20 protein-coding genes, 2 tRNA genes, 1 other RNA gene and 1 pseudogene are annotated in these 19834 nt (G+C 68.5%); 13 read left to right on the top strand and 11 right to left on the bottom strand.

Translation table 11 applies throughout. The features are described 5' to 3' along the window. Window positions 1–40: 40 nt before the first annotated feature. The 6 genes from BLR41_RS11950 to ffs all read right to left on the bottom strand — a co-directional run bounded on the left by BLR41_RS11950 (window position 41) and on the right by ffs (window position 6713). Complete coding sequence (locus BLR41_RS11950; RefSeq protein WP_092628165.1) at window positions 41–1726, bottom strand: ABC transporter substrate-binding protein; 1686 nt, start codon at window positions 1724–1726, stop codon at window positions 41–43. A gap of 229 nt (window positions 1727–1955) precedes the next feature. Next, a complete protein-coding gene (locus BLR41_RS11945) occupies window positions 1956–2537 on the bottom strand; it encodes a uridine kinase family protein (protein WP_245694086.1) in 582 nt (193 codons plus the stop codon). Between the two features lie 193 nt (window positions 2538–2730). Next, entirely contained in the window at window positions 2731–3327 is a 597-nt protein-coding gene (gene recR, locus BLR41_RS11940; RefSeq protein WP_092628164.1) for a recombination mediator RecR, read from the bottom strand. Between the two features lie 10 nt (window positions 3328–3337). Further along, window positions 3338–3670: a YbaB/EbfC family nucleoid-associated protein gene (locus tag BLR41_RS11935; protein ID WP_092628162.1), complete on the bottom strand. Its 333-nt coding sequence runs from the start codon at window positions 3668–3670 to the stop codon at window positions 3338–3340. Between the two features lie 146 nt (window positions 3671–3816). Then, a complete protein-coding gene (locus BLR41_RS11930; protein ID WP_092628356.1) occupies window positions 3817–6402 on the bottom strand; it encodes a DNA polymerase III subunit gamma and tau in 2586 nt (861 codons plus the stop codon). A gap of 217 nt (window positions 6403–6619) precedes the next feature. After that, an RNA gene (gene ffs, locus BLR41_RS11925) (signal recognition particle sRNA small type) lies at window positions 6620–6713 on the bottom strand. Between the two features lie 196 nt (window positions 6714–6909). On the opposite strand from ffs, the gene BLR41_RS11920 reads away from it, so the two are divergent. From BLR41_RS11920 to BLR41_RS11910, 3 genes are all read left to right on the top strand, one after another. Further along, window positions 6910–6995, top strand: a tRNA-Ser gene (locus BLR41_RS11920). Between the two features lie 486 nt (window positions 6996–7481). Next, window positions 7482–7985 (top strand): hypothetical protein, encoded by a 504-nt coding sequence (locus tag BLR41_RS11915; protein WP_245694083.1) that lies wholly within the window; start codon window positions 7482–7484, stop codon window positions 7983–7985. A gap of 12 nt (window positions 7986–7997) precedes the next feature. Next, on the top strand, window positions 7998–8591 hold the full coding sequence (locus tag BLR41_RS11910; RefSeq protein ID WP_218120091.1) for a hypothetical protein: 594 nt from the start codon (window positions 7998–8000) through the stop codon (window positions 8589–8591). A 107-nt stretch (window positions 8592–8698) separates the two neighbouring features. Here BLR41_RS11910 and BLR41_RS11905 read toward each other — a convergent pair. The 4 genes from BLR41_RS11905 to BLR41_RS11890 form a co-directional block, all read right to left on the bottom strand. Next, window positions 8699–8783: transfer RNA gene (locus BLR41_RS11905), tRNA-Ser, on the bottom strand. 190 nt (window positions 8784–8973) lie between these two features. Beyond that, complete coding sequence (locus tag BLR41_RS11900; protein WP_092628161.1) at window positions 8974–9243, bottom strand: CsbD family protein; 270 nt, start codon at window positions 9241–9243, stop codon at window positions 8974–8976. Between the two features lie 73 nt (window positions 9244–9316). After that, window positions 9317–9784: a nucleoside deaminase gene (locus BLR41_RS11895; RefSeq protein ID WP_176797956.1), complete on the bottom strand. Its 468-nt coding sequence runs from the start codon at window positions 9782–9784 to the stop codon at window positions 9317–9319. A gap of 52 nt (window positions 9785–9836) precedes the next feature. Further along, entirely contained in the window at window positions 9837–10319 is a 483-nt protein-coding gene (locus BLR41_RS11890) for a tRNA adenosine deaminase-associated protein (protein WP_092628160.1), read from the bottom strand. Between the two features lie 141 nt (window positions 10320–10460). On the opposite strand from BLR41_RS11890, the gene BLR41_RS11885 reads away from it, so the two are divergent. From BLR41_RS11885 to BLR41_RS11870, 4 genes are all read left to right on the top strand, one after another. Then, window positions 10461–11471: a prephenate dehydrogenase gene (locus BLR41_RS11885; protein ID WP_092628159.1), complete on the top strand. Its 1011-nt coding sequence runs from the start codon at window positions 10461–10463 to the stop codon at window positions 11469–11471. A gap of 161 nt (window positions 11472–11632) precedes the next feature. Then, window positions 11633–12844 (top strand): thiolase family protein, encoded by a 1212-nt coding sequence (locus tag BLR41_RS11880; protein WP_092628157.1) that lies wholly within the window; start codon window positions 11633–11635, stop codon window positions 12842–12844. Between the two features lie 220 nt (window positions 12845–13064). Then, window positions 13065–13394 carry a hypothetical protein gene (locus BLR41_RS22885; RefSeq protein ID WP_092628154.1) on the top strand — a complete coding sequence of 110 codons (330 nt, stop codon included), beginning with the start codon at window positions 13065–13067 and terminating at the stop codon, window positions 13392–13394. A 648-nt stretch (window positions 13395–14042) separates the two neighbouring features. Beyond that, window positions 14043–15632, top strand: coding sequence for a GMC oxidoreductase (locus BLR41_RS11870; protein WP_092628152.1), 1590 nt, complete (start codon window positions 14043–14045; stop codon window positions 15630–15632). Between the two features lie 159 nt (window positions 15633–15791). Here BLR41_RS11870 and BLR41_RS11865 read toward each other — a convergent pair whose 3' ends face one another. Beyond that, complete coding sequence (locus BLR41_RS11865) at window positions 15792–16076, bottom strand: DUF1540 domain-containing protein (protein ID WP_092628348.1); 285 nt, start codon at window positions 16074–16076, stop codon at window positions 15792–15794. 414 nt (window positions 16077–16490) lie between these two features. Here BLR41_RS11865 and BLR41_RS11860 point away from each other — a divergent pair. The 6 genes and pseudogenes from BLR41_RS11860 to BLR41_RS11835 all read left to right on the top strand — a co-directional run. After that, window positions 16491–17489 (top strand): annotated as a pseudogene (locus tag BLR41_RS11860) (helix-turn-helix domain-containing protein); the annotation flags it as partial. Window positions 17490–17569: 80 nt separating this feature from the next. Then, complete coding sequence (locus tag BLR41_RS11855) at window positions 17570–17788, top strand: hypothetical protein (RefSeq protein WP_245694082.1); 219 nt, start codon at window positions 17570–17572, stop codon at window positions 17786–17788. Beyond that, window positions 17785–18012, top strand: coding sequence for a hypothetical protein (locus BLR41_RS11850; protein WP_092628149.1), 228 nt, complete (start codon window positions 17785–17787; stop codon window positions 18010–18012). Before BLR41_RS11855 ends, BLR41_RS11850 begins: the two co-directional genes overlap by 4 nt. Window positions 18013–18373: 361 nt before the next feature. Then, window positions 18374–18622, top strand: a complete 249-nt coding sequence (locus BLR41_RS11845) for a hypothetical protein (protein WP_092628147.1) — start codon at window positions 18374–18376, stop codon at window positions 18620–18622. A 10-nt stretch (window positions 18623–18632) separates the two neighbouring features. Beyond that, window positions 18633–19370, top strand: coding sequence for a DddA-like double-stranded DNA deaminase toxin (locus BLR41_RS11840; RefSeq protein ID WP_092628145.1), 738 nt, complete (start codon window positions 18633–18635; stop codon window positions 19368–19370). Further along, window positions 19367–19816, top strand: a complete 450-nt coding sequence (locus tag BLR41_RS11835) for an Imm1 family immunity protein (RefSeq protein ID WP_092628144.1) — start codon at window positions 19367–19369, stop codon at window positions 19814–19816. Before BLR41_RS11840 ends, BLR41_RS11835 begins: the two co-directional genes overlap by 4 nt. The last annotated feature ends 18 nt before the right edge of the window (window positions 19817–19834 follow it).

Genomic DNA, 19834 nt, shown 5'->3' with positions numbered 1-19834 from the left:
CTTACGTTCTCGACGGAAAAACCTGGGCGCTGCCCGGGAACTACTTCTCGATGCTCACCGAGGCGAACTCCTCGGCGGTCAGCGGCGAGGTGACCAGTCCCTTGACGTGCGGGGCCGTCACGATCGCCGGCGGCGAGTGCGACAGCGGCACGGCGGGCAGGTACTTCGACTTCAGGTCACGGTTGATCTCGGTGTACATCCGCTCCCGCTTGGTCGGATCCGGTTCCTTGTCCGCGGCGTCCAGCCGGTTGGCCAGCTTCTCGCCCCAGGGTGCGGGCTTGGTGTAGAACTGGTTCTCCGTCGAGCCGAAGAAGGTGCCGATGAAGTTGTCCGGGGAGTTGTAGTCGCCGGTCCAGCCGAGCAGGAAGACCTCGGCGTCGCCCTTGTTCACGTCGGAGATGTAGCCGCCGTTCCAGGGTTTGCTGACCGGTTTCACGTTGATGCCCGCCTTGCGCATGTCCCCGGCAAGCGAGTTGAAGATGCCGCGCGGGTCGGGCATGTAGGGCCGCGTCACCTGGGTGGGCCACCAGAACTCGATGGTGAGGTCGGAGTGGCCCGCCTCGTTCAGGAGCCGCTTGGCCTTCTCCGGGTCGTAGGAGTACTTCGCCACGTCGTCGGCATATCCGTCCACACTGGACGGGTAGAACAGGTTGGCGACCTTGGCCCCGTCCGGCAGGTTGGCGTTGACCAGGTTCTCGCGATTGACCGCGTAGGCCAGCGCCTTGCGCACCTTCAGCTTGCGCAGCGCCGGGTTTTTCTTCTGCGACATGCCCAGGTACAGCACGTTGAACGGCTCGCGGACCTGCACGTTGAAGTCCTGCTGCCGCAGCGAGTCCAGGTCGGCCGGGTTCGGGAAGTCGTAGCCGTCGATCCCACCGGAGAGCAGTTCCTGCTTGCGGACCGACTCGTCCGAGATCACCTTGAAGATGAGCCGGTCGAGCTTGGCCTTGTCACCCCAGTAGTCGTCGTTGCGACGCAGCTCCACGGACTGGTTGTTCTGGTCGTAGGAGTCGAACTCGAACGGCCCCGTACCGGTCGGGTGCTTCCGGGCGTACTCGGAGTACTCGAAACCGGATCCCTTGGCCTCGACCTTGTCGGCCTCGTACTTCTTCATCGCCGTGGGCGACTGCATGCTGAACGAATCCAGCCCGAGCGCGGCGGGGAACTTGGAGGTAGCGCGGGTCAGGTTGATCACCGCGGTGGTGGGGTCCGGCGCCTCGCAGGAGGAGAACAGCGAGGGCTCGTCGTCACCGGCGAAGCCGCCGAAGGTCTCGATCCAGTAGTACGACAGCGCGGAGCTCTGCCCGGTACCGGTCTGGTTGTACCAGCGTTCGAAGTTGGCGCAGACGGCCTCGGCGTTGAAGTCGGTACCGTCGTGGAACTTCACGCCCTCGCGGAGCTGGAAGGTCCACTTCGTACCGTCGTCCGAGGAGTTCCAGTCGGTGGCCAGTTCGGGCTCGACCTCGACTCCGCCCGACTCGAAACCGACGAGCCCCTCCATCATCTGTCGGGTGACCCGGAAGGTCTCGCCGTCGGAGGCGTAGAACGGATCGAACAGGGCCGGAGCTCCCGGCGCGCCGAAAACCATGGTCTGCCCGTTGTCCTCACCGCGCTGCGACTGCACGCACGCGGACAGGGACGTGGCAAGCACGGCGGTCAGCCCGACCGTCACAAGCCTGCGCCCCACTCTCGATAACCGGAATCCCGGCCCGGCGGCTGCACCCATCACTCACCTCGACAACTCACGTCTCGCAAAGTGAGAGAGACCGTAACCCGAGGAATGTGTCCGGATCAGTGCCACAGGATTACGATTCGGCTACAACGTTCGGGCTAATATCCGGCAAATCTGGGAAAAATCTGCGAAAATCCTGGTCACAGTCGGAAATGCTGCGCCACCCGGCTCACTCGAACGAGTGGATTTTCGAAGATCATCCGAAGCCCCGGGGGGCGATTCGTCATCCCCGCAGCACGAAGTCGGCCCGCTGGCCGGTTCGGTCCGAGCGGAACCACACCCGTTCGAACCGCTGCCAGCGGACGAGTTCGGGACGGGTCTCCGCACCGTCCCGCAGCACCGCGCGCTCCAGCCGGGTAGCCGAGTCGGGCGGCTCCATCCAGATCAGCGCCGAAAGGCGGCGCGCGACCGAACGTCTGCCCGACGAGACCCCTTCGAGCAGCAGCACCTCCGGAACGGGGACGTCGACGAACGCCCCGGGCACCGGCACTCCACCGGGCCACTCGGTGCGCCGGTAGCGACCGGCACGTCCCCGCGCCAACGGCTCCAGCACGCCGTCGCGCAGCCGGGGCCACCAGCCCACCGGTTCCCGCCAGGTGGCGAAGTCGTCGGTGCCGAGCAGCGCGGCGTGGAATCCCGCCGCAGTCAGGGCGGACAGCAGCACGCGGGCGAACGTCGACTTACCCGCGCCGGAAGGGCCGTCCACCGCGACCAGCCGCACCGGACCGAGCCGGGGTGCACCGCGCCCCACGCGGCGCACCAACGAGTCCGCGGTTTCGGAGTCCGCCGCACGCGGCAGGCGCACGACCGGCGAGCGCACCACCCACGAGCCGGGCGCCACGGCGGGGGAACGCCCGGCGGGGAAACGACCGGCGGGGAAACGACCGGCAGGGCGCCCCGGACCGCCGCGACCTCGCCCAGACCGAACGGCGGCACCAGCCACCGGGCTGCTCACCGGAGGACCGCTCCGGTGGCCGCGCGCGACCGACTCGAACGACTCAAGCGGATCGCCTTCCGGACAACGCCCTGCCGAGGGTGAGCTCGTCCGCGAACTCGAGATCGCCACCCATCGGCAGCCCGGACGCGAGCCGTGTCACGCTCAGCCCCGGAAAGTCCTGCAACAGCCGCACGAGGTAGGTGGCCGTGGCCTCCCCCTCGGTGTTCGGATCCGTGGCGATGATGATCTCGGTCACCTCGTCGGTCCCGATGCGGCCGACCAGATCGCGGATCCGCAACTGGTCCGGCCCGACCCCGGAGAGCGGATCCAACGCACCACCCAGCACGTGGTAACGCCCCCGGAACTCGCGGGTGCGTTCGACGGCCAGCACGTCCTTGGGCTCCTCGACCACGCACACCAGCCGCGGGTCACGCCTGGTGTCCTGACAGATCCTGCAGCGCGTCTGCTCGGAGACGTTGCCACAGACCTCGCAGAACACCACGCCTTCCTTCACCCGCTGCAGCGCGTCCTGCAGCCGGGTGACGTCGGCGGGCTCGGCAGAGAGCAGGTGAAAGGCGATGCGCTGCGCGCCCTTCGGACCGATCCCCGGCAACCTGCCGAGCTCGTCGATCAGATCCTGTACTGGCCCCTCGTACACGCGGCTACCGTCACATCCCCGGCAGACCGAGTCCGCCCATGTCCGTGCCGCCCTGGCCCCCCAGCGCGTTGGTCAACGGCCCCATCTTGTCCGCCTGCATCTGTTGCGCGGCGCGGTTGGCGTCCCGGACGGCCGCGACGACCATGTCCGACAGCGTCTCGGTGTCCGTGGGGTCGACGACCTTGGGGTCGATGTTCATGGACTGCAACTCTCCCGCGCCGGTAACCGTCGCGGTGACCATGCCGCCCCCGGCGGTACCGGTCACCTCCGCCTCGGCGAGTTCCTGCTGCGCATTCATGAGCTGCTGCTGCATCTCCTGCGCCTGCTTCATGATTTCCTGCATGTCGGGTTGCTGACCGCCTGGTTGCACCGTGGCTCCTCTCCCGGTTCCGGCTGGGCTCACCTGTTCGAGCGAGGCATCTCCTGCCATCCAGCGTAGTCGTCGATCCGCGACGGTGGCGGGCGCCCGGCCGGGCGGACCGGATCCCACTAGTCGAGTCTGCGCGCGCCGAGCTCGCTGACCAGCAACTCGACCGCCTCGTCGTCGGGATCGCGTTCGACCGAGCCGCCATTTGGTGCGGCTTCGGCAGTGGTGGTAGCCGCTCCGCCCCGCGATCGCGCGGCCACCGTTCCTCGCTGCGCACTCGCGGGAGCCGCCGCCCGTTCGGAGCCCGACGCCCCTCCGCTCGGTTCCGCGGCGGGGGTGGCCGGTTGGAACTCCGAGGGTCGGGAATCCGGCGCTTCGGAGCCGGGGGAACCACTTCCCGGGGCTTCGGCCCCCGGCGGCTCGGAACGGGCCGAAGCCGCGAAGTCCGGCTCCGGTGGCGGACCGGGCTCGACGTCGTCCCACTCGGGCGGTTCGGGCTCCGATTCGGGAGGCGGTTCCGGCGGCAGGGGCGGTTCCGGTGGTTCCGAGGACGCGGGGGCCTCCGACCTCCCCGGTGCGGCGGGAGACTCGGCTGCGGCAGGAGGTTCGGCCGCCGCGGTCGACTCGGCGGGCGCTGGGGGTTCGGGCGCTGGGGGAGAATCGGGCGCAGCGGGCTCGGAAGCACCCGGGGCATCCGGCACCGCCGGAGCACCCGCGGGGGGAGCAGCCGCGGTGGGAGCAGCCGCAGCCGAAGCGGCCTCCGGCGCCTCCGGGGGATTCTCCGGTTCGGTAGTCCGCTCCGCGGGCGCGCTCGGGGTGGCCGGTTGTGCGTTCGGAGCAGCGGACCGCTCCGATGCGGGAGTCGGTGGGCTCGCGGGCGCTCCTGGTGCGGCGGGCTGCGGAGCCTCGCCACCGCCCCGCTCGGCCCCACCTCGTTCGGGCTGCCGCTGCGGCGTCGCGGCCGGCGTCCGCCTGGACTGCTCCTCACCCTCGACGAGGCACTCCAGCTCCCACTCGCCGCCGACGACCGCGCGCAGCGCTTCCCGCACGTAGTCGATGCGGCGAGCCTGCATGAACTGTTTGCGCAGCCCGGTGGTAGGCATCGACAGCACCAGCGTGTTGTCCCGCAGATCCACCAACGAGGCGTTCAGCAGCAGCGCCTGGGTCGGCCGGTTGCGCTCCGCCACGGCCCGCAGCAGGTCGTTCCACACCTGACGCAGCTCGGCTGCGGGCCTGCCGCCCCCCGCCGGTGACTCGTCCACCGGTTCGGGAGAGCTCTGGCGTGCCTGCTGCCGCTCTTGGGGGGGTGCCTCGGGGGGTGTCGCGGCACGATCGCCGCCCGCCGGACGCTCGGGAGGCTTCCCCGCGTCGGTGGCGCTGTCCCGCCCGGCCTCGGCAACCCGTGCGGGGGTTGCCGTCTCGGCACGGCCCGAGTCCGTGACCGGCGAGGGCGAACCGCCGTCCGGCTCACTCGGAGCGGCGCTCCGCGCGGTCGGTGCGGGCGTCGCCGGGGCGACTTCCGCACCGCCTCCGGAGACAGGCGGCGCCACGGTCATGCGCCGCTCGACCCGCTCGATGCGCTGCAACATCGCCGCCTCGTTGCCGGAAGCTGCGGGCAGCATCATGCGGGCGCACAACAACTCCAGCAGCAAGCGGGGCGCGGTGGCACCGCGCATCTCGGACAGCCCGGCGTGCACGATCTCGGCGAACCGGGTCAGCGTGGCCGTCCCGAGTTTCTCGGCCTGCTCGCGCATCCTGCCGATCCCGTCACCGGCGTTCTGGATGAGACCGCGCTCCGCCGCGTCCGGCACCGAGTGCAGCAACACGAGGTCGCGCAACCGGTCCAGCAGGTCGGAGGCGAACCGGCGGGGATCGTGCCCGGCCTCCACGACCCGATCCACCGTGCCGTAGACGGTGGCCGGATCATTCGCGGCCAAGGAGTCCACCATGGCGTCTATCAGGGCGACGTCGGTGACCCCGAGCAGCGCCACGGCACGCTCGTAGGTGATCCCCTCCGCACCGGCACCGGCGACGAGCTGGTCCAGCACGCTCAGCGCGTCACGTGCGGAACCTCCCCCCGCGCTGATCGCCAGCGGGTACACCGCCGGGTCCACGCTGACGCCTTCCTCGGCGCAGATCCGTTCCAGCAGTTCGCGGAGCTCGCCCGGTGGGATCAGCCGGAACGGGTAGTGGTGGGTGCGGGACCTGATGGTGGTCAGCACCTTGTCCGGTTCGGTGGTGGCGAACACGAAGACCAGGTGGTCGGGCGGCTCCTCCACGATCTTGAGCAGGGCGTTGAACCCCTGCTGGGTGACCATGTGGGCCTCGTCGATGACGAAGATCCGGTAACGCGACTGCGCCGGGGCGAACACCGCCCGGTCGCGCAGTTCACGCGCGTCGTCCACACCGCCGTGACTGGCCGCGTCCATCTCGACGACGTCGACGCTGCCCGCGCCGTCCGGAGCCAGCGCGACGCAGGAGTCGCACTCGCCGCACGGCTCGTCCGTGGGGCCCTGGGCACAGTTCAGCGAACGCGCGAGGATCCGCGCACTGGAGGTCTTGCCGCACCCACGGGGCCCGGAGAACAGGTAGGCGTGGTTGATCCGCTGTGCGGCCAGCGCGGTTCGCAGCGGTTGCGTAACGTGTGACTGTCCCACGACCTCGCCGAAGGTCGCCGGTCGATACTTGCGATAGAGCGCGAGCGCCACACCGGCAACGATACGTGCCACCACCGACGAGTTCGGCATCGGGAGCGACCATCGCGGGTACGTGGTGTGGATCCCCGATCGAGGCGCGCCACAGTGTTACGAGGCGCAGCGTGGCGAGGCGCCGAGGGTGCGGGCGGAGTGGGTGGATCAGGTGGGCGGTACCGACCGCTCACGCGGATCCCGCGGTGCACCCTGAGACAAGTGGTGCCCCCGAGACAAAAGGGGACCCCGCGCACCCGCCAGAGCCCGCTTACCCTTGCTGCCTTCCGGCCCTGGGGGAGTTCACAGGATGACGCCGCGCGGAGTCCGCGTTCAGTGTAACGGGCCGCCGCCACGGTGAACCGACCCCCCGCCACCGTCCGGGTGACGGCGCGGCCCCCGGGCACGAGCGTGACTCAGGCCGAGGAGCAGTAGCGGGGGCGCCCCGAACCAGGACGGGGCCGCCCGCCGAGCGGTTCCGGAGGGGGGTCGCGAGATCGGCGGAAGCCGTCACGTACACTCTTTCGCGGAGGATTGGCCGAGCGGCCTAAGGCGCACGACTGGAATTCGTGTTGGGTTAACAGCCCTCGCGGGTTCGAATCCCGCATCCTCCGCCGGCGACGGGCCGGGCGTGGACTCCACGCCCGGCCCGTTCTCGTTACAGGCCCGTTCTCGTTACAGGCCCGTTCTCGTTCGCCCACCTCTTCTCGCTCACGGCCCCGTCCGTCGAGCCGCCGTGCGGTGTCCGCCGCCCCGGTGCTCGTGGTTGCCCGCTCGACGGTCCTTCGACGCTTTCGCGGCGGACTCCCGTCCGCATCTCCACCGCCAGCCGTACCGCTTCGTCCCGCGTCGCGTTGTCGCCTCGTCCGCACCGGCCCCGACGCGGTGTTGGGCCGACCGGGGGTAATTGGCCCCGTCGGGGGGACGACGCGAGCACGAAAGCAGTAACGCGTTACTCCCGGCACTTCCGCATTCGGAGGCAATCGCCTCGCGACTCTGGATCTCGCCTCCCGACTCCCCCGATAGTGCGCGTGCAATCCGCTAAACCGATTCCGCAGCGGCGGCGAACCCGCCGGACGGAAGAGGAGAGGAGAACGGAATTGGCAAGAGCCAAGACCGGAACCGGACGGCTCCGCACCAGGACCGCCGCGGTGGCTCTGGCGAGCTGCGCGATGGCCGCGGGGCTGACGGCGACCACCGCGCAGGCGGCCCAGGCGGCCGAAGCGAACGAACACTGCGTGCTGGACGTCTCCACCCGGAACCACACCTGCCACGAGACGTTGGCCGAGGCCCGACAGCAGGGGCGGCGAATCGCCGACACCACCGGTGAGCTCATCGGCGCCACCGTCTTCGAGGACGCCGAGTACGGCGGCTCCTCACTGACGATCACTGTACCGGAACCGTGCCCCAAGAACGACAAAGTGGACTTCTGGCTCGATCTGGACGACTACTGGCAGAACCGGATCTCCTCGGTGCAGGCCTGGTCCACCTGCTGGGTCTGGCTGTACCCGGACTCGGGCGACCGCGCGGGCCCTTACAAGGAGAACCACCCCGACGTGGGCAGCTACATCAACGACCGAACAGTGACCGTCGGACTGAGCTGAGCGAGGACGAAGATGAAGTCGCGCAATCGACTGGCCGTCGGCCTGAGCGCCGCCGCGCTGGCAATGACCGGGCTGGCCGCCCCCGCGAGTGCCACGACCGAAGCCGAACCCACCGTGCGGCAGCTGCTGGAGCAGTGCGAGAACGGCAACACCGATCTCTGCGAATTCCACCCGTCCGGGGCACCGGAAACGCGCCGCGGCTCCTACGAGCTGGTGGGCGGGGCCACGAACTGCTCCGAGGGAACCTCCACCCGAATCATCAGCTGGCAGTCCACTAGGGGCACCACCACCAACGTGAGCGTGACCATCAGTGCCGGGGTCACGCTGGGCGAGGTGTTCGAGGCGGGCTTCGAGACCAGTTACGAACGGCAGTGGAGCTGGAGCACCACCAAGTCCGACGAGATCCGTCACGAGCTGGGGCCGAACCAGGCGGTGAACATCTACGCCGCGCCGATGCGGCAGCAGGTCACCGGAACCTACGAGCTGCACTTCGGTGACCCCTACTACGGGCACTACTACTGGTACGTGCACGACGTGACGGTCGACGGCCCGCAGGAGAACCCCGCGTGGCAGACCCGGGTGGAGTCGAAGACCGCCAACTGCTGAGCCGGCCGGCACCGAGGAGGTCGGCCCGGTAGCTCCCGGACACCCTCCGACACGAGAGAGCGGCGCCGGCTTCCCTCGGGGGACCCGGCGCCGCTCTCGTCAACGCGCGGTAGCGGTGGGATTCGAACCCACGGAGGCTCTCACCTCACGCGATTTCGAGTCGCGCTCCTTAGGCCGCTCGGACACGCTACCGCGAACAAGCGTAACGAACGGCCCTCACGAATCGAGCAATGGGGTCGAGGAACTCGATTTCTCCCGCGCAGCGCGCCTTTGGCGCCCTGGCGGCGAGGAGTGCCGCAACACTAGGAGCGCGCGGCCCCGCGTCTCTCCCGTGACACCCCCGAGCGACCGAAATCGGGGTCCCGCCCCGAAGGGGTAGCCGTCAGCGCCGGTCCTCGCCGCCTTCCCGGTTTCCACCCTGGTTACCGCCTTGGTCACCGCTCTGGTCACCGCGCAGCTTGTCCTTGGCGTCCTCGGCCGCGCCCGCGGCACGGTCCTTCATGTCCTGGCCGGACTCCTTGGCCTCGCCCTCGAGGCGGTCCCGCTTGCCCGCGTCCTTCATGTCCCGGTTGCCGGTCGCGCGGCCGGTCGCCTCCTTGGCCTTGCCCGCGAGCTGCTGAGCCTGGTGCTTGACCTTGTCGAACGTACTCATCGCGACCTCCTGTTGCCGACTGCTCCCGCTGCATACCCGGCAATTCCGCCGAATCACCCGATAGTGACTCAAGTCACACCCGATGCTCGCCGAAGAACTCCGCCAGCAACGCGGCGCACTCGCGGTCGAGCACACCGCCGACAACCTCGGGGCGGTGGTTGAGCCGGTCGTCCCGGACCACGTCCCACAACGAACCGACCGCCCCGGTACGGGGCTCCCAGCTGCCGAAGACCAGCCTGGAAACCCGGGCCAGCACCAGCGCCCCGGCGCACATCGTGCACGGCTCGACGGTCACGGCCAGGGTGCATCCCCCCAGCCGCCAACCGTCCCCGTAAGCGGTCGCCGCGGCACGCAGCGCCAGCAGCTCGGCATGGGCCGTGGGGTCGGACAGCTCCTCACGACGGTTGTGCGCCCGCGCCAGTATCCGACCGTCGGGGGCAGCCACCACCGCGCCGATCGGCACGTCCCCCGCCACCGTGGCGTCCGGGGCCACGGCGAGCGCGGAACGGACCAGTTCCCGATCCCCGGAGGCCTCGATCATTCCGGCCCGTCCGGCTGCCGCCCCGCCCCGGCACCGAATCCGACAGCGGGCACTACAACCGCTCCAGCACCGCGGTGAACTGTTCACCGAATCCGCAGCGCTGCGCGATCATCTCGAGCTGCTCGTCCGGATAGAGGTCGACCTCTTCGGTGATCAGCAGCAGTTCCTCCTCCGGAAGCCCCAGATCGGAGAGCAACGCGAGGTTGCCCTCCGGCCAGATCTCCTCGTCCTCCTCGTCGGGTGGCTCCGTACGCAGCAGGTCCAGCACATCGGCGGCCACGTCGTAGTCGAGCGCCGCCGCCGCATCGGACAACGTCAGTTCCACACCACCCGGTACCGGACGCACCAGCACGAAGAACTCGTCATCCACGTTGCACATGCCGACCACGGCTCCGCTGGAGCGCAATTCGCGTAATGCGGTGATGATCGCGTCGAGTCCGGTCAGTACCGAACCGTCCAACATGTCGCATCGCCATTGGCCGTCCTCCCGAACGGCGGCGACCGCGAACCCCGCGACCGGCTCCTGGAGCGTCATGACGCCACGGTAAAGCGTGCGAACGCCACCCGAAAGCACGATTGCGAACAGCTCACCTACCGGGTCAATGATTCACGTCGGGTGTGTTCACCCGGTCACCACTCCGGCACGAGCCGTCGCGGGTAGGGCAGGATGAGCCACATGCGAGCCGTGTGTGTGATCGGGCTGGGACTGATCGGCGGATCCGTGCTTCGGGCGGCGGTGCGTTCGGGCAGACCGGCCTGGGGAACGACCACTTCGGCGGCGGACGCCGCCGCCGCTCGGGCGGCGGGCTACGAGGTGCTGTCGAGCACCGAGCAGGCGCTGGAACGGGCGGAGGAACGAGACGCGCTGGTGGTGCTCGCGATCCCGCTGCCCGCCGTCGGCACGGTACTGCGGCAGGTGAACCGACACGCGCCCACGGCGTGGCTGACCGACGTGGTCAGCGTGCAGCAGCCGGTGCACGACTCGGTGCGGGAATCCGCGCCCGCCGCGCGTTACGCGGGCGGGCACCCGATGGCGGGCACCGACCGCTCCGGATGGGAGGCGGGCAGCGCGGAACTGTTCGACGGGGCGCTCTGGGCGGTGACGATCGACGACAACACCGGCCTCGACTCCTGGCGGGAAGCGGCGCTGCTGGCACTGGACTGCGGCGCGCGGGTGGTTCCCGCCTCCCCCGCCGAGCACGACGCCGCGGTGGCACGGGTATCGCATCTGCCCCACCTGCTGGCGGCCGTACTCGCCTCCGTGGGCGGTGACGGTGGAGCACTGGCCGAATCGCTGGCGGCGGGTTCGTTCCGGGACGGGACGAGAGTGATCGCCACCGACCCGGATCTGGTGCGGGCCATGACGGAGGGGAACCGGGCGGCACTGCTGGACGCACTGGACGACACCCTGGGACGTCTCGGAGCCGCGCGGGGAGCGCTGGCCTCCACCGGTTCACTGAACGCCACGCTGCGCTCCGGCCACCAGGCACGTGCCGGCTTCTATCCCGCCGAGCGAGCCGAACCGGTAAGGACGAGCGTGCGGCTCGACGCCGGGCACGCCTTGCGCAGGCTGCGCGAGCTCGGGGAGGGCGGGGCTCACGTGGTTTCGCTGGCCGAGGGCACGGCGGTGGCCGAGCAACGTCCGGCGCCCGTCGCGAACGACGCGGAAACCCCCTCGGAAGAGTGAGAGACCGGCCTCGGCGGTGCCGGCGGTGCCGGCGGGGTCGGCGGTACGAGCGGAGCTGCCGGCGCTGACGGGGCTGACTGCGCTGGCGGGGTCGGCGGATATGCGCCGAACTCACCCGAAAGAACTAAGGTACTCACCCCCGATTGCGGCATCATGGCCCTATGGCCCGTGCGATGCTGCTCGACGCCACCCGAACCCCGTTCGGCAGATACCGGGGTGAGCTCTCCGGGATCCGGGTGGACGACCTCGCCGCCATGCCGCTGGCCGAGCTGGTGCGCCGACACGCCGACCGGAACGAACGTCCGCTGGATCCCGGCACGATCGACGAGGTGATCTACGGCAACACCAACGGAGCGGGCGAGGAGAACCGCGACGTGGCGCGTATGGCCGTGTTGCTGGCCGGACTGCCCGAGAGCGTGCCCGGCGTGACCGTCAACCGGTTGTGCGGCTCGGGGTGCGAGGCATTCGTGCAGGCGGGGCGGGCGGTGCGCACGGAGGACGCCGAACTGGTCGTCGCGGGCGGCGTGGAGGGCATGAGCCGGGCACCGTTCATCGTCCCCCGCCCGGAACGCGCGCTGCCCGACCGGCTGGAGGCCGTGTCCACGGCTGTCGGTTGGCGGCTGATCAATCCGCGCATGAACCCGGAGTGGACGGCTCCGCTGGGGCTGCTCGTCGAACGTATCGCCGCGGAACTGGGCGTGGGCCGGGCCGCGATGGACGAGTACGCGCTGCGCTCGCACCGCCGCGCGGCGGCGGCGTGGGACGCCGGAATGCACGACGGCTTCGTCTTCCCGGTCCGCGGTGTGGGCGGCATCCCGATGCGCAGTGACGAACCGCTGAGCACGGAGCTCGGAGCGGCCAAGCTGGCGGAGTTTCCACCCGCCTTCTCGAATGACGGGACCGTGACGGTGGGCAACTCCGCACCGCTCGGCGACGGCTCGGTGGCAGCGCTCATCGGCTCCCAGCGACAGGCCGACCGATTGGCTGTCACCCCCCTCGGCGAGCTGGTGGGAACGGCGACGGTGGCCTGCGCACCCCAGCGGTTCGTCCTCGCGAGCGTGACTGCGATACGCAAGTTGCTGGACAGGTTGGAACTGAACGCCGAGCAAGTCGACCTGTGGGAGATCAACGAGGCGTTCGCCGCGCTGGTGCTCGCGGTGTTGCGGCGGCTCCCGGAGGCTCCGCACGATCGAGTGAACGTGCACGGTGGTGCACTGGCCTACGGGCATCCGCTCGGCGCGTCCATGGCGCGAGTGGTCGTCGACCTGTGTCGACACCTGAACCATCGCGGCGGCGGGCTCGGAATCGCGGCCACCGGGGTGGGGGTCGGCCAGGCAACCGCTGTCGCCGTCCGAGTACAACCGGAAACGTGAACAACCATCGATCCACCGATTTCCATCGATTTTTCCGAAACTTGATTCACAAGAAAACCAACAACACCCAATACGGTGAATGCCGCGCGTGTCGCCCGGCGCCGGGAAAAACACTGGGGTAAAAACGAGTTGTCGGCGAACCAATGGGATCGCTCCACGGGATCGACCCATACGGGTCGGCCGACAGAATTCCCATAATCCGAAAGGAAAGGGCGCAAACATGCGTTCGTTCACGCGGGCAGTAGTTGTCGGTGCCATGGCCCTGCCGCTGGCCATCGGCGGTGCGGGGGTCGCTTCGGCCGACGACATGAGGCCGGAGGCCAACCACAACCACGGCCACAAGGACGAGCACAAGGACAAGCACAAGGACAAGCACAAGGACAAGGACAAGCACAAGGGCAAGAAGAAGGACGAAGCCGACAAGTGCTTCTACAAGTCCTGCACGATCGACGTTGACAAGAAGCAGAAGAAGCTCTGGCTCTGGAGCTGGAACTGGAAGAAGCAGGACATCGAGGTCGAGAAGAGCAACATCAACGTCGGCATCCAGTGAGCTGACTGATGTTCGTTGTCGGGCTCCGTTCCCGGGAGCCCGACACACGAAATTCGATCCGAAAGATTATTCCGAATTTTCACCGAATTCGTGGAATCGCGTCGGTTTCGTCGCGCGTGTTCGATCCCGAAAAACACCGGCCGAGCAATTCGCCTCGGGACTGTCCGACGGAAACGGACCGGGCGATCGCCCGCGGCGCACCGGTGAAGGCATCGCGAAACGCGCGGAACCGTTCCCCTGGCTTCCTCCGCAACGAGGCTGCGTGACGCGTCTACGGTGCGTCCAGTAGGAACGAACCTTACGCAACACGAGCACCGCGATCACGAGCGAAACCAACTCTCCCCCACGCCGAGACTGTTCCCACCGGCCGGGCCGGAACGAAGAATGCGCCCGACGCCCGGACCGTACAGCCACCGCTTCGTACCGCATCCGTCGGGTGTGGACCGGATGATCCGACGAAGCCGGTGCGCCGAGGCCGCTGAGCAGCCCGATCGACCGAGCCGTACCGGCGAGCGGGGGGTCGTCCCTGAGCCCCTTGGATACGCCGGGACGAACTACACGCTTCCCTCACACGATCGAATGAGCACTACGCCACGAGTTCGACCGAATTCGTATGATCACCATTCGGATTCGTGGTGAGGAGAGGGAATGCGTGGTTCGCTGGGACGCCGGGAACTGCTCAAGGGCACGGCAGGGTCCGTCGCGTTGGGGCTGACCACGGGTGCGAGGGGCTCGGTCTCCGCCGCGCCCGAGGCGGAGCGCCGCCGGGCGGTGGTGATCGGCTCCGGTTTCGGCGGCTCGATCACCGCCTCGCGACTCGCCCGAGCCGGGGTGCCGGTGCTGGTGCTGGAACGCGGCATCCGGTGGCCCACCGGGCCGAACGCGGAAACGTTCCCGCACATGTTCAGCCCCGACCGCCGCGCCTCCTGGTTGACTCCGAGGCCGGTGCTGACCGGATCACCACCGACCGTTTGGCGACCCTACACCGGGGTGCTGGAACGGGTGCGCGGCGTCGGCATGGACATCCTGTGCGGCTCCGGGGTGGGCGGTGGCTCGCTGGTCTACCACGGGATGACGATCCAGCCGAGCGCCGAGCACTTCACGCGCTCGATGCCCGCGGGCCTGGACTACGAACGGTTCGACCGGGACTACTACCGCCGGGTCGAGTCGGTGCTGCGGCCCAACGGCATTCCCGACGACCTGCTGCACGCCCCGGAGTACCGGGCGGTCAAGCAGTTCCACGACCACGTCGCGCGGGAGGGCATGGCGCCCTACCGGGTTCCACTGCCGATCGACTGGGACTTCGCCCGCCGCGAGCTGCGCGGGGAGATGAAACCCTCCTACACCACCGGAGACGTGCTCTACGGCGTCAACAACGGTGGCAAGCGAACCGTGGACGTCACCTATCTCGCCGAGGCGGAAGCGACCGGGCGCGTGGAGGTGGCCACGCTGCACCTGGTTCGCGACATCGCGCGTGACTCCTCCGGGCGCTGGGTGGTGCGGGCCGATCACATCACCACCGACGGCACCGTGCGGGAACGCAAGCGGATCGTCACCGACGCGCTGTTCCTCGGTGCCGGTTCGGCGGGCACCACACGACTGCTGGTGAAGGCGAGGGAGAAGGAGCTGATCCCGGACCTGCCCGAGGCGGTCGGCTCGAACTGGGGCAACAACGGGGATCGGATCTTCTCCTGGACCCCGCTGGGTGACAGTCCCGGTGCGCTGCAGGGTGGCCCGGCCTGCATGGGCGTGCGGGACTGGGACAACCCGGACGGTCCGGTCACCGTCGTGCACGGTCCGGTGCCGTTCCCGGTGGACCTGGGCACCACCAGCGTCATCGGTTTCGGGATCGTGCGGCCGCGCGGCGAGTTCCGCTACGACCCGCATCGCGACGACGCCGTGCTGCACTGGAGCCGGTCGTACGACGCGGAGCTCACCGACCGGATCCGCGAGCGGATCCGAAACATCGTCGGCGGGAGCCTGGCGGACCACCTGACGAACATCACGCTGGACACCAGCGCCTTCGACACCACCACGTTCCACCCGCTCGGGGGCGCCACCATCGGCGAGGTGTGCGATGCCCACGGCCGGGTGCTCGGGCAGCGTGGGCTCTACATCACCGACGGTGCGCTCATCCCCGGCTCCACGGGCGCCTGCAACCCGTCCATGACCATCGCGGCACTCGCGGAACGCAACATGGACGAGATCGTGGCCCGGGAGGTGGGCAAGGTCTTCTGAGCCGCTCCCGGCTCCCCGAGCCCACCGTTCCGGCCCTCCGCACCCCACTGTCCCGTTCCCAGCGCCCGTCCATCGGAGCATCGCGGTCCCGCGATTTCGCGGGAAATCGCCGCCCCGCCGGGTCCGGTCCCCCGACACCCCGTCGATTTCGCGGGAAATCTACGCGGGTGCGTAGGTCAGGCAGTCGACGATGTTCTCCTGGTAGCCGACCGTGATGCCGGGGGCCTGGCATTCGAGGTTGACGTTGTGCCCGCAGTCGGACATCTTGCAGGCCCCGACGTGGCCGACCGCCCCGGGATCGCCCGCGGGTGAAGTGGCGGTGGTGAAGGTGTCGCATCGTGGGTTGGCCGGCTCTCCCACGGTGATCGCGAGGGCGTGGCAGGCGTGGTGCTGGTTGTAAGCGCAATCCGTGGCGTCGCACTCGTTCACGATGGGCATTTCCATGATGTCCACCTCCGTTTTCGGAGAGCTTTCGGACAGCACGGTCCCACCGGAGCGACCGCTCTACCAGTCGAAATGCCGAGCGCTTCACCCGATGGTGGCGCAGCGATGCGGCTACCCGGGTGGAGACCGAGAAATCGCGTCCAGAGGTCCCCATCCGGTCGCCGTGGCTAGCGACCCGCTCGCACCGGCCGAATGAGGCAGCGCACTCGATCGTTGCCCAGCCGCACGGCACGCGATCGAGCTTCCCACGCGATTGGTGAGGCGCTGAACTCGGCCGTTCTCAACACTTCGCGGGAGGATGTGTACCGCGCACCGAACTCTCGTCCCCTGATCGTGTGCTCGGTAGTGTGGTTGGTGCCTCTTCGCCGAGGTTGACCCCGCGGGGCGCCGTGGGGGCGGTTAAGAGGTTCGGCGAAGAGGTGCATCGTGGAGACGTTTGGACAAGCGTTGCGCCGGTTGCGTGCGTTGGCGGGGTTGTCTCAGCCGCAGCTGGCCAGGCAGGCACATATCAGCCAGTCCTCGCTGTCGCGGTACGAGTCGGACCGTCAGACGATTGACGTGTCGATGGCGCGCCGGTTGGACGAACTGCTCGGTTCGGACGAGGAATTGACCACGTTGGCGGCTCCGGCCAGCGGACTGCTCACCCCGGACGATCAGCAGCGGCTCGCTCGGGGGCTGGAGCAGCCCTACCGGATCGACGCGGCGACCGTAACCGCTCTCGCGGACATGTTGGCTGCCCAGCGCAGGCTGGACGACGCACTCGGACCGGAACCGTTGATCCCGGCTGTCATGTCCCAGGTGGATACGGTGCTCGGATTGATGCGCCAGGCAAGCGGTAGACACCAGCATTCCCTGGCCGAGGTGGGGGCAGAGTACGTGCAGTTCGCCGGATGGTTGCACGCCGAGACACGTCGGGACCGCGACGCCGTGCGACTACTCAGCGAGGCCGAAGAGGTTGCCGACGAGATCGGAAACGGCATTCTGGCTGCCCAGGCGGCGAACTTCAAAAGCTATCTGGCCCGACAACAGGGGAATTCGCGGGGAGTCGTGCGGTGGTTCCTGGCCGAGCACCACACCCCCGGTGCCCACATCGCCCAACGGGTCGGAGCCGCTGCGCAGGCGGCGCAGGGCTATGCCGAACTCGGACAACCCGACTACGCTCTTCGCCTGCTGGACACGGCCGGAGAGCTGATCGACGCAGCTGCCCGTGAAGAACCTCCGCGCACGGCCTACTGGCTCACCCCGATTTTTCACCGACTCAACATCGGCCTGGCCCATCTAGCCTTGGCGGACCACACCACCGCATCCGATCACCTCAGTACCGGTTTGGACGGACTTCCCCCTGATCAACGCACCGGGGAATGGACAGTGGAATACCGGGAAGCTCTCGACCGGGCCGAGCAACACCGATAACACCTCTTGCGCTATGCACATAAGGGAATGCACAGCGCAATCCCTACACTTCGCATCGCCAACCGACCGATGCTGCGGGCATGACCACGAGATCAACAAACCCCGTGTCGGTGCGGTGCAACACCGTCGAGCACGCCGGCACCGAATCACTACAGCTGTCGATCGAGCGCGACCGGCTGACGATCATCACACCCACCGTCTACGACCGCACCCGTTGGAATGCCGAGCAGGCGCGCCAGCTACGGGACACCCTGACCAAACTGCTGGGCCAGCTGCCGAACGGGGGTGGTTTTCGGTGAGCCAGCCACACACCCAACTGGCCGTACTGCTGCGCCGCTGCCAATGGATGCTCGACGAAGCCGCCCACCGACTCGGCGGCAACCAACTCCCTGCCACCGATCGACGGACACTGGCCGACGCACTGGACGAACTCGCCGCCGCGCTGCGCGAATACCGCGACGAACCCACCGAGCTCACCATCTGTGCCGGTGAGCAGGCCACGGTAATAGAGGCTGAGCGATGAGCCCCCGTCCGGATCGGCTCTACCTCGGTCGACACGGGTTCCGCCCCTGTCGGCTGCCGGAGCACATGCCCGTGTTGTCCGGTGACCTCACGGCAGCGGGGACCCACCACCCAACACGGTCTCCGGGCAGTGATCGCCACGACACCAGCAACCGGAACACATCTCGGGGCGGGGCGGTTCTGTCCGGCTGGTCCCTCGACCGGACCACTCTTGCCCGCATTCTCGCCGGACTCCGCGCCCTGTAAGACACGGCCCGACGCCCGTCGCCGGGCCGTCGCCGCCCGGCCTGCAGCCCTCCCCCTGCTCGCCCGGCCGGGCAGTGCCCATCCGATGTTGTTTCCCCTTACGAGGAAGACTTGCGATGCTCGACGAGATTCGCGACCAGCTTCAGCAGATCATCGACACCACGCCCGCCGGTGAGCTGCAGGCGATGCAGACCACGCTCGACGAGCTGCGTAAGCAACTGAACCAGGTCGCCGGGACCAGCACCAACCACGACGTGCGGCAGGCATTACACCTGTTCGGCATCGCCCACGAGAAGGCAGGAGAAGCCGTGCAGGCGGCGATGGAGGCAGCCGAGCACGTCCGTTCGTTCTCCGCCGTGCTGTGAGGAGCCCGCCATGTCCCACGTGGAGGAGGTGGGCAACACCCTCGCCGCCATGCTCGGGAGACTGCCACCCCAACAACTGCACCCGGCGCGGGCATGGATCGAGGAGTACGCCCTGCCCACCCTGACCGAGATCGGCCAGGGCAGCACCTCACCCGAACTGGCCCAGGCCGTGGCGCTGCTCGACCGAGCCCGTGAGCTCATCGACGACGTGCTCGCGCTGTCCGAGAACACCCGCGGACACCTGGTGGGCTACCTCGCCACCCTCGGCGTGAGCGGAGAGCAGCCGCCGCCGAGCTTGCCACACCCCTCGACCACACCCCGGATTCCCACCGACGCCTCCCGAAACCGCTCGTGGATCGACCAGGTCCGCGAACGACTGCCGAAATACACCGGAGGGCAGACCACCGGACTCACCTACGACCAGGACGGCACCGAACTCACCGAGAGCAGCGGACGCGACGACGAATCCGAACGCGCTCGCCTCACCCTGCACAACTCCACCGTGTTCCCCAGCTTCGACCCACGGGGGGCACCAGGGGTATACACCCACGTGGAAACGAAGTATGCCCAGCGGATGAAGGAGCGCGGGCAGACTTACGGCGTCGTGATTCTGAACAAGGACATGTGCACCGGACCTCAGCGGTGCATGATAGCGGTGCGTGCCATCCTGCCTCGCGGGTACACGCTGGTCGTCTGGGAACCCGGAAAACAACACCCCGTCACCATCCACGGAGAAGCCCAACCATGACCACGATCGCTATCAGTACCGTCGTCACCGCCATCCTCGGCCGCGAGTTCCACTACGCCCGTACTACCGAAGAAATCAACGAAATCATCGACGCTGTCCTCGCTACGCCCCACTCGCAGGTGTACGCATGGGATCGCCCGTGCCGCGAAAGCAGCGACGGTGCGAGTGATGAATTTCCACCGCACCGACTCAGGATCAGCACCCACCCAGGGGGGTGGGCATCGGTGAACTACCACGACGGCACCCCGGAGCATCAAGATCTCGCCGACTCCTACAACCCCACTACCGAAGACACTCCCTCGCTGCTGTTCGACCCCGAAGGTGACCTTTGGTTCCCCGCGTCAGCCTCGCTGCCCCTCGTCCAGGCCCGCCAGGCCATCGCCGAATACTGCCGCACCGGTCAGCGACCCGGCTGTATTCACTGGCAGCTCGGCCAATGGATCTGAGCCCTACCTCGTGTTGGT

It is taken from the genome of Actinopolyspora mzabensis (assembly GCF_900101095.1).
Classification (GTDB): Bacteria; Actinomycetota; Actinomycetes; order Mycobacteriales; family Pseudonocardiaceae; genus Actinopolyspora; species Actinopolyspora mzabensis.
Note: the sequence above shows the minus strand (reverse complement) of the source record. Positions and strands in the feature narration are given on the sequence as shown.